Genomic DNA, 14,122 nt, shown 5'->3' with positions numbered 1-14,122 from the left:
TCACTGTTACTCGCCCGCTTTGCGAGCTTCGATCACTTCTTTGGCAATGTTGCTCGGGCACTCTTGGTACTTCAAAAACTCCATGGAGTAAGAAGCACGACCTTGAGTGGCAGAGCGCAGGTCGGTGGCGTAACCGAACATTTCGGACAACGGCACCAGAGCACGAACGACTTTGCCTGACGGGCCATCGTCCATACCTTCAACCATGCCACGACGGCGGTTGATATCACCGATCACGTCACCCATGTTCTCTTCCGGCGTCTCAACTTCCACCTTCATGATGGGTTCGAGCAGTACCGGGTTGGCTTTCATGAAGCCAGACTTGAAGCCCATGGAGGCCGCAATTTTGAACGCCATTTCGTTGGAGTCAACGTCATGGTAAGAACCGTCGTACAGGGTCACTTTCATATCTTCGATAGGGAAGCCAGCCAATACGCCGTTCTTCATCTGCTCTTGGATACCTTTGTCAACGGCCGGGATGTATTCCTTCGGAACCACACCACCTACGATTTCGTTAACGAACTGGTAGCCTTTGCCTTCTTCAACCGGCTCCAAACGCAGCCATACGTGACCAAACTGACCACGACCACCGGACTGACGAACGAATTTACCTTCGCTCTCAACGGTGTTGCGGATGGTTTCACGATAGGACACCTGCGGTTTACCCACATTGGCTTCTACCTTGAACTCACGACGCATACGGTCAACCAGGATCTCCAGGTGCAGTTCACCCATACCGGAGATGATGGTTTGGCCAGTCTCTTCGTCGGTGTGTACGCGGAAAGACGGATCTTCCTGCGCCAGACGACCCAGAGCCAGACCCATTTTTTCCTGGTCAGACTTGGTTTTCGGCTCAACAGCAACGGAGATTACCGGCTCAGGGAATTCCATGCGCTCCAGGATGACCGGATGGTCAGGAGAACACAGGGTTTCACCCGTGGTAACGTCTTTGAGACCGATACCGGCAGCGATGTCACCGGCGCGAACTTCTTTGATCTCTTCACGCTTGTTGGAGTGCATCTGCACGATACGGCCGATACGCTCTTTTTTGTCTTTGGTGGCGTTCAGAACCGCGTCACCGGAGTTAACCACACCGGAGTAAACGCGGAAGAAGGTCAGAGAGCCAACGAACGGGTCGGTAGCAATCTTGAACGCCAGCGCAGCGAAAGGTTCGTCATCGCTGGACTTACGCACCGCTTCTTCACCGTTAGGCAGTTCACCTTTGATCGGCGGAACGTCGGTCGGTGCTGGCAGGAACTCAACAACAGCGTCAAGCATGGCCTGCACGCCTTTGTTTTTGAACGCAGAGCCACAGGTACACAGGATGATATCAGTGCTCAGTACGCGCTCACGCAGACCGGCCTTGATTTCTTCTTCGGACAGCTCTTCACCGCCGAGGTACTTTTCCATCAGCTCTTCGTTGGCTTCGGCAGCAGCTTCGATCATGTGCATGCGCCATTCTTCAGCCAGATCCTGCATATCAGCAGGGATATCTTCGTAGGTGAAGGTGGCACCGAAGTCGTCTTCGCTCCAGTTGATGGCCTTCATCTTGATCAGGTCAACAACACCTTTGAAGTGCTCTTCAGCACCGATAGGCAGTTGGATCGGCACCGGCGTCGCCTTCAGGCGGCTCTTGATCTGCTCAACAACCCGCAGGAAGTTGGCACCGGTACGGTCCATTTTGTTGACAAAGGCAATACGGGGAACACCGTACTTGTTGGCCTGGCGCCATACGGTTTCAGACTGGGGCTGAACACCACCCACAGCGCAATAAACCATTACCGCACCATCCAGCACACGCATGGAACGCTCTACCTCGATGGTAAAGTCAACGTGTCCGGGAGTGTCGATGATGTTGATACGATGCTCGGGAAACTGCTGACCCATGCCGCTCCAGAAGGCGGTGGTGGCAGCGGAGGTGATAGTGATACCACGCTCCTGCTCCTGCTCCATCCAGTCCATGGTGGCGGCGCCATCATGAACCTCACCGATCTTGTGAGAAATACCGGTGTAGAACAGGATCCGCTCAGTGGTGGTCGTTTTACCTGCATCAATGTGAGCACTGATACCGATATTGCGGTAGCGCTCGATAGGTGTCTTGCGAGCCACGATAGCTTTCCTCTGATTAAGAAACCTGTGGTGAAACTGCAACAATGGCCCCGTTGAGGGGCCACAGCAGTCTTACCAGCGGTAGTGAGCGAATGCTTTGTTCGCCTCTGCCATACGATGCACGTCTTCGCGCTTCTTAACAGCAGTACCTTTGTTTTCAGCAGCATCCAGCAGTTCGCCTGCCAGACGGGCCGCCATAGATTTTTCACCGCGCTTGCGGGCAGCATCGACCAACCAGCGCATAGCCAGGGTGTTACGACGCACCGGGCGCACTTCTACCGGAACCTGATAGGTAGAACCACCAACACGGCGAGATTTAACCTCGACCGCCGGGCGAACGTTATCCAGGGCTGATTCAAAGAGCTCCATGTGCTCTTTACCGGATTTCTCGTTAATGATGTCCAGGGCACCATAGACGATTTTCTCGGCGATGGATTTCTTACCGTCTACCATCACGACGTTTACAAACTTGGCAATAACCTCTGATCCGAACTTCGGGTCCGGCAGGATTTTGCGCTGACCAATCACGCGACGTCTTGGCATGACTAATTCTCCGTATGCTTCAGGTGTTACCCAAAACCTATAAATGAATGTTCAGTTTGGCCTTACTTAACGGAGAACCATTAAGACTTGGGCCGCTTGGCACCGTATTTAGAACGGGCTTGTTTACGGTCTTTTACGCCGGCACAGTCAAGGGTGCCGCGAACAGTGTGGTAACGAACACCTGGCAAGTCTTTTACACGACCGCCACGGATCAGTACCACGGAGTGTTCTTGCAGGTTGTGACCTTCACCACCAATGTAGGAGGACACTTCGTAACCGTTAGTCAGACGAACACGGCACACTTTACGCAGTGCGGAGTTCGGCTTCTTCGGGGTGGTGGTGTACACACGAGTACAGACACCACGCTTTTGCGGGCAGGCTTCCAGCGCCGGAACGTTGCTCTTGGCAACTTTCTTGACGCGGGGCTTGCGCACCAGCTGGTTAATTGTAGCCATTAGCTTGCTACTCCTGATTTAGATGCTTTTTTCGTACGGTGAAAAATCGCCCCATTAAGGGCCGCGGCATTCTAATTGCCGCTCAAAAAAGTGTCAAGACAACAAAGGCCGCCCACTAAAGGGACGGCCTGTGAGGTTATCGTGACAGCCTTTTACTGTTCGCTGTCGAAACCGGCATTCAGCATGTCGGTCAGCGCCTTTTCGGCGTCGTCAGCGGTCATTTGTGGTTCGGCCATCGGCGCAGCGCGCTTACGGTTACGATCCTGGTGGTAGGCATAGCCAGTACCGGCCGGGATCAAACGACCTACAATGACGTTTTCTTTCAGGCCACGCAGGTCGTCGGATTTGCCCGACACCGCTGCTTCGGTCAGCACTCGCGTGGTCTCCTGGAAGGAGGCCGCGGAGATGAATGACTCGGTCGCCAGTGACGCTTTGGTAATACCCAGCAACTGCCGCTCGAAGCTGGCCGGTTGCTTGCCCGCCGCTTCCAGTTCACGGTTGGCAATCTTAACGCGGGCCACTTCCACGGTTTCACCTTCGAGCAGATCGGAATCGCCCGGATTGGTGATGGTGCACTTACGCAGCATCTGGCGAACAATGGTTTCGATGTGCTTGTCGTTGATCTTAACGCCCTGCAGACGGTAAACCTCCTGCACTTCGTTAACGATATAACGGGCCACAGCTTCGATACCACGCAGACGCAGAATGTCCTGCGGTGCTTCCGGACCGTCGGCGATAACTTCGCCACGCTGGACCTGCTCACCTTCAAAGACGTTCAGCTGGCGCCACTTCGGAATCATTTCCTCGTAGGCATTACCATCAGCCGGGGTGATCACCAGGCGGCGCTTGCCTTTGGTTTCTTTACCGAAGGAAATAGTACCGGTGATTTCCGCCAGAATGGCCGGCTCTTTCGGCTTACGGGCTTCAAAGAGGTCAGCAACACGCGGCAGACCACCGGTGATGTCACGGGTCTTCGAGCTTTCCTGCGGAATACGCGCTAGGGCGTCACCGACATTCACTTCAGCATTGTCATCAAGGCTGACGATAGCGTTACCGGGCAGGAAGTACTGCGCCGGAATGTCGGTGCCAGCGATGTTGACGTCGTTGCCTTTGTCGTCAACCAGTTTCACCATCGGCCGCATTTCTTTACCGGCAGAAGGACGCTGGGACGGCTCCATCACCACGATGCTGGACAGGCCGGTGAGTTCGTCGGTCTGGCGGCTCATGGTGACGCCTTCAACCATGTCGACAAACTTGATGCGACCTTTTACCTCGGTGATGATCGGGTGCGTGTGCGGATCCCAGTTGGCGATGATGTCACCAGCGTTAACGGCTTCGCCATCTTTCTTAGACAGTACCGCACCGTAAGGCACCTTGTAGCGCTCGCGCTCGCGACCGTTTTCATCTGCCACCGTCAGCTCGGTTGAACGTGAGGTCACCACCAGCTTGCTGTCGCTGTTCTCAACGTACTTGGCGTTGTGCAGTTTCAGCGAACCGGTGTTTTTAACCTGTACTGAGTTCTCAGCAGTTGCCCGCGAGGCCGCCCCACCAATGTGGAAGGTACGCATGGTCAGCTGGGTACCCGGCTCACCGATGGACTGCGCAGCGATAACACCGATGGACTCACCGCTGTTGATGATGTGGCCACGAGCCAAATCACGGCCGTAACAGTGGGCACAGACACCGAAGTCGGTATCACAGGTGATCACCGAACGTACCATGACTTGGTCGACAGAGTTGGCTTCCAGCAGGTCAACCTTGGCTTCGTCAAGCAAGGTGTTACGCGGCAGCAGCACTTCGTCAGTACCGGGGATCAGCACGTCATCACACACAACCCGGCCCAGTACCCGCTCACGCAGCGGCTCAACCACGTCGCCACCTTCGATCAGCGGCGTCATCCACAGACCTTCAAGGGTGCCACAGTCAGATTCGGTGATGACCAGATCCTGGGCAACGTCAACCAGACGACGGGTCAGGTAACCGGAGTTCGCGGTTTTCAGTGCGGTATCGGCCAGACCTTTACGGGCACCGTGCGTGGAGATGAAGTACTGCAGTACGTTCAGACCTTCACGGAAGTTGGCGGTGATCGGCGTTTCAATGATGGAGCCGTCAGGCTTGGCCATCAGCCCCCGCATACCGGCTAGCTGACGGATCTGCGCAGCACTACCCCGGGCGCCGGAGTCTGCCATCATGTAGATGGAGTTAAAGGATGCCTGGGTTTCCAGCTTGCCTTCGCTGTTTTCCACTTCCTCGGTAGAGAGGTTAGCCATCATCGCTTTGGAAACACGTTCGTTAGCGCTGGACCAGATATCGATAACTTTGTTGTAGCGCTCACCGACGGTTACCAGACCAGAAGCAAACTGCTCCTGGATTTCCGCCACTTCCGCTTCTGCCTCGGCAATGATGTTGGCCTTGGCATCCGGGATAACCATATCGTCGATACCGACAGAGGCACCGGCCAGGGTGGCGTAATGGAAACCGGTATACATCAGCTGGTCAGCAAAGATAACGGTATCTTTGAGGCCCAGGCGACGGTAACAGGCGTTCAGCAGACGTGAGATCTGCTTTTTACCCATGTTTTGGTTGAGCAGCTCGTAAGGCATGCCTTTTGGCAGGATCAAGCTCAAGATGGCACGGCCGATGGTGGTATCGGTCAGGCGAACCTCTTCAACGAACTCGCCATCTTCTGTCTGTTCCCAGTGACTGATACGCACTTTCACACGCGCGTGCAGATCCGCCAGGCCAGCACGATAAACCTTTTCTGCTTCCTTGTTGGAACGCAGCACCATGCCCTCGCCTTGGGCGTTGATACGCTCACGGCTCATGTAGTAGAGCCCCAGTACCACGTCTTGCGACGGTACGATGATAGGCTCACCGTTGGCTGGCGACAGGATGTTGTTGGTAGACATCATCAGCGCCCGGGCTTCGAGCTGGGCTTCCAGAGTCAGCGGCACGTGTACCGCCATCTGGTCACCATCGAAGTCAGCGTTATAGGCCGCACAGACCAGCGGGTGCAGCTGAATCGCTTTACCTTCGATCAGTACCGGTTCAAATGCCTGGATACCCAAACGGTGCAATGTCGGTGCACGGTTCAGCAGTACCGGGTGCTCACGGATGACTTCATCCAGCACATCCCAAACTTCCGCCACTTCCCGCTCAACCATTTTCTTGGCAGCTTTGATGGTAGTGGCCAGGCCACGCCCTTCCAGCTTGCCGTAAATGAACGGCTTAAACAGTTCCAGTGCCATTTTCTTGGGCAGACCGCACTGATGCAGACGCAGGGTCGGACCTACGGTGATAACCGAACGGCCTGAGTAGTCAACCCGCTTACCCAACAGGTTTTGACGGAAACGACCCTGTTTACCCTTGATCATGTCAGCCAGGGATTTCAGCGGTCGGCGGTTAGAACCGGTGATGGCACGGCCACGACGGCCGTTATCCAGCAGTGCATCGACCGCTTCTTGCAGCATCCGCTTTTCGTTGCGCACGATGATATCCGGCGCAGCCAGATCCAGCAGACGTTTCAGACGGTTGTTACGGTTGATCACCCGACGATACAGGTCGTTCAGGTCGGAAGTCGCGAAGCGACCGCCATCAAGCGGTACCAGTGGACGCAGATCCGGTGGCAGTACCGGCAGTACCGCCATGATCATCCACTCAGGCTTGTTGCCTGACTTGTAGAAAGATTCCATCAGCTTCAGGCGCTTGGTAACCTTTTTACGGCGCGTTTCCGAATTGATGCTCGGCAACTCTTCGCGCATTTCATTGATTTCTTTTTCAAGATCAATGCGACGCAGCAGCTCTTGAACCGCTTCAGCACCCATGCGGGCGTCGAATTCGTCACCGAATTGCTCCAGCGCGTCCAGATACTGATCTTCTGTCAGCATGGCACCCTTTTCCAGGGTGGTCATACCCGGCTCAATCACCACATAGCTTTCAAAGTACAGTACCCGCTCGATATCACGCAGGGTCATGTCCATCAAAAGGCCGATACGGGACGGCAATGATTTGAGGAACCAGATGTGGGCAACCGGGCTAGCCAGTTCAATGTGACCCATACGCTCACGGCGTACTTTGGTGAGAGTGACTTCAACGCCACACTTTTCACAGATCACGCCACGGTGCTTGAGACGCTTGTACTTACCACACAAGCACTCATAGTCCTTCACCGGCCCGAAGATACGGGCACAGAACAGACCGTCACGCTCCGGCTTGAAGGTACGGTAGTTAATGGTCTCCGGCTTTTTGACTTCGCCGTAAGACCAGGAGCGAATCATGTCAGGAGACGCAAGACCGATGCGGATAGCATCGAATTCTTCGGTCTTGTTCTGCTGTTTCAAAAATTTGAGTAGGTCTTTCACGCTGTTCTCCTATCGGAGTTAAACCCTGCGGGGTGGCGGCTACGCCACCCCGGCACCTCGATTCACTTCGGCCTCGCGGCTTACTCTTCGTCCAGCTCGATGTTGATACCCAAAGAGCGGATTTCCTTCAGCAATACGTTGAAGGACTCAGGCATGCCTGGCTCCATGGAGTAATCGCCATCGACGATGTTTTTGTACATCTTGGTACGACCATTAACATCGTCGGACTTGACGGTGAGCATTTCCTGCAGGGTATAGGCGGCGCCATAGGCCTCCAGTGCCCACACTTCCATCTCACCGAAGCGCTGACCACCGAACTGCGCCTTACCACCCAGCGGCTGCTGAGTAACCAGGCTGTAAGAACCGGTGGAACGAGCGTGCATTTTGTCGTCAACCAGGTGGTTCAGCTTCAGCATGTACATGTAGCCAACGGTGACATCACGCTCAAAGGCGTTACCGGTACGGCCATCATGCAGCTTGATCTGACCGGAACGCGGCAGGCCTGCCAGTTCCAGCATGTCCTTGATGGTACTTTCAGCAGCACCATCAAACACCGGGGTTGCCATCGGCACGCCATCTTTGAGGTGTTTGGCCAGGCGTAACACTTCGTCATCGCTGAAGCTGTCGATATCCACGTTCTGGCGATAGTTGCCCAGGGCATAGACCTTCTTCAGGTAATCCCGCAGTTCAGCCAGCTCGCGCTGTTCCTGCAGCATTTCGTTGATCCGCTCACCAACCCCTTTTGCCGCTAGGCCCAAGTGGGTTTCGAGGATCTGACCGATGTTCATCCGTGACGGTACGCCCAGCGGGTTAAGGACGATATCAACCGGGTTGCCGTTTTCGTCATACGGCATATCTTCGACCGGAACGATGGTGGAAATTACACCTTTGTTACCGTGACGGCCGGCCATCTTGTCGCCCGGCTGTACGCGGCGTTTAACGGCCAGGTATACCTTGACGATTTTCAGTACGCCCGGTTGCAGGTCATCACCCTGGATGATCTTCTGGCGTTTGGCCTCGAACTTCTTATCGAAGTCGGCTTTGATTTCAGCCAGCTGCTCAGCGATACGCTCCAGCTCGATTTGCTTGGCTTCGTCATCAATGGCTTGCTCGAGCAGTTTTTCTTTGTCGAGCTTGGCCACTTTCGCTTTATCAAAGCCAGCAGACAGCAGCAGGTTCTTGGCCCGGTCATAAATACCGGCTTCAAGGATCTGGAACTCTTCAGTTAGATCCTTTTTCGCCTGCTTGAGCTGCATTTCTTCGATTTCGATAGCCCGCTTGTCTTTTTCCACGCCGTCGCGGGTAAAGACCTGCACGTCAATAACGGTACCAAAGGTCGAACCCGGTACACGCAGGGACGTGTCTTTTACATCAGAGGCTTTTTCACCGAAGATAGCGCGCAGCAGCTTCTCTTCTGGAGTCAGCTGGGTTTCGCCTTTTGGCGTTACCTTACCAACCAGAATGTCACCCGGCTTCACTTCCGCGCCGATATAGACGATCCCGGACTCATCCAGCTTCGACAGGGCCGACTCACCGACGTTGGGGATATCAGAGGTGATTTCCTCTGGCCCCAGCTTGGTGTCACGCGCCACACAGGACAGTTCCTGAATGTGGATAGTGGTGAAGCGGTCTTCCTGTACCACACGCTCGGAGATGAGGATGGAGTCTTCGAAGTTGTAACCGTTCCACGGCATGAAGGCGACGCGCATGTTCTGGCCCAGGGCCAGATCGCCCAGGTCAGTGGACGGGCCGTCAGCCAGCACGTCACCACGGACAATCGGGTCACCAACAGAGCACACCGGTTTTTGGTTAATACAAGTGTTCTGGTTGGAGCGGGTGTATTTGATCAGGTTGTAGATGTCGATACCGGCTTCGCCTGGCAGCATTTCATCTTCATTGACCTTCACAACGATCCGGGAGGCATCAACGTAATCGATGGTACCGCCACGCTTGGCGACAACACAGACGCCGGAGTCAACAGCCAGGGTACGTTCCATACCTGTACCTACCAGCGGCTTGTCAGCGCGCAGTGTCGGTACCGCCTGACGTTGCATGTTCGAACCCATCAAGGCCCGGTTAGCATCGTCGTGCTCAAGGAACGGAATCATCGCCGCGGCCACAGACACAATCTGCTGCGGGCTCACATCCATCAGCTGGATGTCAGACGCGTTCATGTAGGTAGATTCACCCTTGTGACGACACGGTACCAGCTCATCCAGCAGACGGTTGTTTTCATCTACTGCAGCGTTGGCCTGAGCCACCACAAACTGCCCTTCTTCAATGGCAGAGAGGTATTCTACTTCGTCCGTTACCTGACCATCGATCACTTTGCGGTATGGCGTTTCCAGGAAGCCATACTCGTTGGTACGGGCAAAGCACGACAGCGAGTTGATCAGACCGATGTTCGGACCTTCAGGGGTCTCGATGGGGCACAGACGACCATAGTGTGTCGGGTGTACGTCACGAACTTCAAAGCCGGCACGCTCACGGGTCAGACCGCCTGGACCCAACGCAGAAATACGGCGTTTGTGAGTCACTTCTGACAGCGGGTTGTTCTGGTCCATGAACTGCGACAGCTGGCTGGAGCCAAAGAACTCTTTGACAGCGGCACTGATCGGCTTGGCGTTGATCAGATCCTGCGGCATCAGGCCGTCCATATCACCCAGTGACAGGCGTTCGCGCACTGCGCGCTCTACCCGTACCAGGCCCACACGGAACTGATTCTCGGCCATTTCACCGACAGAACGGATACGACGGTTACCCAGGTGGTCAATGTCGTCCACTTCACCACGACCATTACGGATCTCGATGAGGGTTTTCATGACATCGATAATGTCTTGGTTATCGAGTATACCCGGCCCGGTGATGTCATCACGGCCAACGCGACGGTTGAACTTCATCCGGCCAACAGTCGACAAATCGTAACGATCATCGGTGAAGAACAGGTTGGAGAACAGCGCTTCGGCAGCTTCTTTCGTCGGCGGCTCACCCGGGCGCATCATCCGGTAGATTTCCACCAGCGCCTCGAGGCGGCTGCTGGAAGGGTCCACACGCAGCGTCTCGGACATGTAGTTGCCGTGGTCGAGATCGTTAAAGTACAGCGTCTCGAGTTTCTTGTGGCCGGCTTTGCTCAGCTCAGCCAGCAGCTCCAGGGTGATTTCCTGGTTAGCGCTGGCAATCACTTCGCCAGTGTCTTTAGCAACGTAGTCTTTAGCCAGTACTTTGCCATTGATGTAATCAATCGGCACTTCCAGCTTATCCATGCCCTCTTGTTCCATCTGCCGGACATGGCGAGCCGTTACCCGGCGGCCTTTCTCAACGATGACTTCACCGCTGGGAAGTTTGATATCAAAAATAGCCGTTTCACCACGCAGGCGATCCGGTACCAGAGTCATCATCAGCTTGTCTTTCTTGACCTCGAAAGTCACCTTCTCGAAGAACAGGTCAAGGATTTCCTCAGTGCTGTATTCCAAGGCACGCAGGATGATGGACGCTGGCAGCTTACGGCGACGGTCGATACGGACAAACAGGTTGTCTTTCGGATCGAATTCGAAATCCAGCCAGGAGCCGCGGTAAGGAATGACGCGAGCGTTATACAGAACCTTACCGGATGAGTGAGTCTTACCCCGGTCGTGATCGAAGAACACGCCCGGTGAACGGTGCAGCTGAGAAACAATAACGCGCTCAGTACCGTTGATAACAAAGGTACCGTTATCGGTCATCAATGGGATTTCGCCCATATAGACTTCCTGCTCGCGGATGTCTTTGACCGTACCCGGAGCTGCTTCTTTATCAAACAGCACCAGACGCAATTTAACCCGCAATGGTGCCGCATAAGTCACACCGCGAATTTGGCATTCCTGTACATCAAAGACAGGCTCGCCCAAACGGTAGCTAACATATTGCAGCTCGGCATTGCCGGAGTAGCTTTTAATAGGAAAAACGGAGCGAAAAGCAGCTTCCAAGCCGTTCTGCCCGTCGGGGTCCATCTCGATGAATTTCTTGAATGAATCCAACTGGATGGAAAGCAGGAAAGGGACGTCCAGTACTTGTGAACGTTTACCGAAATCCTTACGAATACGTTTTTTCTCTGTGTAAGAGTACACCATGGGGTTCCTCAGCTCGCGAAAGTGTGACCCACTATTCTGTTCAATCTGAACAGTGTCAGCGCAACGTCGTTTGGTCTCAGTGACCTGGGTGACCGCAGGTCACCGGAATAGGCAAAATAAACGACGCGAAATTTTGCCTATTCCTACAGCGCGAAAAGGCCGGTGGCTTTTACGCCACCAGCCTTTGCTCCAATTGGAGCAGTAATCTGCAAGGATTACTTAACTTCAACAGAAGCACCAGCTTCTTCAAGCTGCTTCTTGAGCTCTTCGGCTTCCTCTTTGGAAATACCTTCTTTAACGGTAGCCGGAGCGGATTCAACCAGATCTTTGGCTTCTTTCAGGCCCAGACCGGTAGCACCGCGAACTGCTTTGATAGAGGCAACTTTGTTAGCGCCGGCAGCAGTCAGGATAACGTCAAATTCAGTTTTCTCTTCAGCGGCAGCAGCGCCAGCGTCGCCAGCAACGGCAACAGCAGCAGCGGCAGAAACGCCGAATTTTTCTTCCATCGCTTCAACCAGTTCAACAACTTCCATTACGGTCATTGCGGCAACGGCTTCGAGGATTTGATCTTTAGTTACGGACATGACTCAATTTCCTAAATGTTCTGAAGTAATCAATCAGCCAAACCGCCTCAGGCAGCTTCGGCCTCTTTCTGATCGCGCAGTGCAGCCAGAGTACGAACCAGCTTGCCAGCAGCGGCTTCTTTCATCGTCGCCATCAGCTTGGCCAGAGCTTCTTCGTAAGTCGGCAGCTTGGCGAGACGGTCAATATCGGCTGCGGGAATGAATTCCCCACCGAAGGCAGCGCCTTTGAGCTCAAACTGATCGTTCTGTTTAGCGAAGTCTTTGAACAGACGCGCCGCAGCACCGGGGTGCTCGTTAGAGAAAGCGATCAGAGTTGGGCCAACGAAGACATCATTGAGGCACTCATAATCAGTACCTACAGTTGCACGGCGTGCGAGGGTGTTACGAACCACCTTCATCATGACGCCCTGAGAACGGGCAGTCGCGCGCAATTCAGTCATCGCTGCAACAGTCACGCCGCGGGCATCCGCGACAACTGCTGAAAGCGCGCCTTTGGCAGCTTCGTTGACTTCAGCAACAATTGCTTTTTTGTCTTCGAGTCTTAATGCCATTGGCTTAACTCCTGGATTTCACCGGTTTTACCGGTTGTTTTCTACAGACTCAAGTGATCTTGAGTCGCCTTACGGTGAAAGCATCCAAGAGAGAAAATCTCTTAGGGCCCTGCACCGTCTGCGTAGGCAAATTTTAAGCGGTTGCACCTACGGTCTTGGACGAGCGCCACTAGGGCGTCGACCCATGCGAAAGCGCCAGATCGTATCACAAGCTGACGCCTTCGCCAATTTCTCTCAAAGCACAGAAATTACTGGGATTCCAGCGTGCTTTGATCGATAGCCACGCCAGCACCCATGGTGGTGGACAGGCTGACTTTCTTGATGTACTGACCTTTTGAGGTAGCCGGTTTGGCTTTCTTCAGGGCAGCCAGCAATGCTTCCAGGTTTTCCTTCAGCTTGCCTTCTTCAAAGTCCACTTTACCGATGGTGGTGTGGATGATGCCGTTTTTGTCGTTGCGGTAACGTACCTGACCGGCTTTAGCGTTTTTAACCGCTTCAGCGACGTTCGGAGTTACAGTGCCAACTTTCGGGTTCGGCATCAGGCCACGCGGACCGAGGATCTGGCCAAGCATACCCACAACGCGCATAGCGTCAGGAGAAGCAATAACCACATCGAAGTCCATTTGACCAGCTTTAACCTGCTCAGCCAGATCTTCCATACCAACGATGTCAGCGCCCGCTTCTTTAGCAGCTTCGGCATTAGCACCTTGGGTGAAGACAGCAACGCGTACGCTGCGGCCAGTACCGTGCGGCAACACAGTAGCGCCACGCACGTTCTGGTCGGATTTACGTGCATCGATGCCCAGGTTTACGGAAACATCAACACTTTCAACGAACTTGGCAGTGGCCAGCTCTTTGAGCAGGGCAATGGCTTCGTTGATGGCATAATCTTGAGTGGCGTTGACCTTTTCACGGATCACACGCATACGCTTAGTCAGCTTTGCCATGTCTTAGTCCTCCACTACCAGGCCCATGGAACGGGCAGAGCCAGCGATGGTGCGCACAGCGGCGTCCATGTCAGCAGCTGTCAGATCCGGCTCTTTCATCTTGGCGATTTCTTCGAGCTGAGCGCGGTTTACCTTGCCCACTTTATCAACGTGCGGCTTAGAGGAGCCACTCTTGATACCAGCCGCTTTCTTCAGCAGGTAGCTGGCCGGCGGGGTTTTGGTTTCGAAGGTGAAGGAACGGTCGCTGTATACAGTAATGACCACTGGCAGCGGCATGCCTTTTTCAACGGAATCTGTTTTGGCGTTAAATGCTTTACAGAATTCCATGATGTTAACGCCGTGCTGACCCAGAGCCGGACCAATCGGCGGACTCGGGTTAGCCATACCAGCGGCAACCTGCAGCTTGATATAAGCTGAAACTTTCTTAGCCATGTTAATACCTCAATGTTTGGGTGCTAACGCC

The 14,122-nt window shown here is 54.3% G+C and carries 9 protein-coding genes; all 9 read right to left on the bottom strand.

Going from position 1 to position 14,122, the window contains the following annotated elements:
- Nucleotides 1-6 precede the first annotated feature (6 nt).
- A complete protein-coding gene (gene fusA / locus WDB70_RS01070; protein WP_406665754.1) occupies nucleotides 7-2,109 on the bottom strand; it encodes an elongation factor G in 2,103 nt (700 codons plus the stop codon).
- 72 nt (nucleotides 2,110-2,181) lie between these two features.
- Nucleotides 2,182-2,652, bottom strand: coding sequence for a 30S ribosomal protein S7 (rpsG, locus tag WDB70_RS01065; RefSeq protein WP_406665752.1), 471 nt, complete (start codon nucleotides 2,650-2,652; stop codon nucleotides 2,182-2,184).
- Between the two features lie 80 nt (nucleotides 2,653-2,732).
- Entirely contained in the window at nucleotides 2,733-3,107 is a 375-nt protein-coding gene (gene rpsL / locus WDB70_RS01060) for a 30S ribosomal protein S12 (protein WP_406665750.1), read from the bottom strand.
- 152 nt (nucleotides 3,108-3,259) lie between these two features.
- Entirely contained in the window at nucleotides 3,260-7,468 is a 4,209-nt protein-coding gene (gene rpoC, locus WDB70_RS01055) for a DNA-directed RNA polymerase subunit beta' (RefSeq protein WP_406665748.1), read from the bottom strand.
- A gap of 80 nt (nucleotides 7,469-7,548) precedes the next feature.
- Nucleotides 7,549-11,577: a DNA-directed RNA polymerase subunit beta gene (gene rpoB / locus WDB70_RS01050; protein ID WP_406665746.1), complete on the bottom strand. Its 4,029-nt coding sequence runs from the start codon at nucleotides 11,575-11,577 to the stop codon at nucleotides 7,549-7,551.
- A 215-nt stretch (nucleotides 11,578-11,792) separates the two neighbouring features.
- The gene (gene rplL, locus WDB70_RS01045) at nucleotides 11,793-12,161 is read right to left on the bottom strand and encodes a 50S ribosomal protein L7/L12 (protein ID WP_406665744.1); all 369 of its coding nucleotides are present in this window, start codon (nucleotides 12,159-12,161) and stop codon (nucleotides 11,793-11,795) included.
- A gap of 47 nt (nucleotides 12,162-12,208) precedes the next feature.
- On the bottom strand, nucleotides 12,209-12,712 hold the full coding sequence (rplJ, locus tag WDB70_RS01040) for a 50S ribosomal protein L10 (RefSeq protein ID WP_406665742.1): 504 nt from the start codon (nucleotides 12,710-12,712) through the stop codon (nucleotides 12,209-12,211).
- A 248-nt stretch (nucleotides 12,713-12,960) separates the two neighbouring features.
- Nucleotides 12,961-13,659 (bottom strand): 50S ribosomal protein L1, encoded by a 699-nt coding sequence (rplA, locus tag WDB70_RS01035; RefSeq protein WP_406665740.1) that lies wholly within the window; start codon nucleotides 13,657-13,659, stop codon nucleotides 12,961-12,963.
- 3 nt (nucleotides 13,660-13,662) lie between these two features.
- Nucleotides 13,663-14,091: a 50S ribosomal protein L11 gene (rplK, locus tag WDB70_RS01030; RefSeq protein WP_406665738.1), complete on the bottom strand. Its 429-nt coding sequence runs from the start codon at nucleotides 14,089-14,091 to the stop codon at nucleotides 13,663-13,665.
- Between the last annotated feature and the right edge of the window lie 31 nt (nucleotides 14,092-14,122).

The sequence above is a fragment of the Gallaecimonas aegicerasi genome, from assembly GCF_045291545.1.
Taxonomy (GTDB): domain Bacteria; phylum Pseudomonadota; class Gammaproteobacteria; order Enterobacterales; family Gallaecimonadaceae; genus Gallaecimonas.
This window is presented reverse-complemented; position numbering and strand designations above follow the sequence as displayed.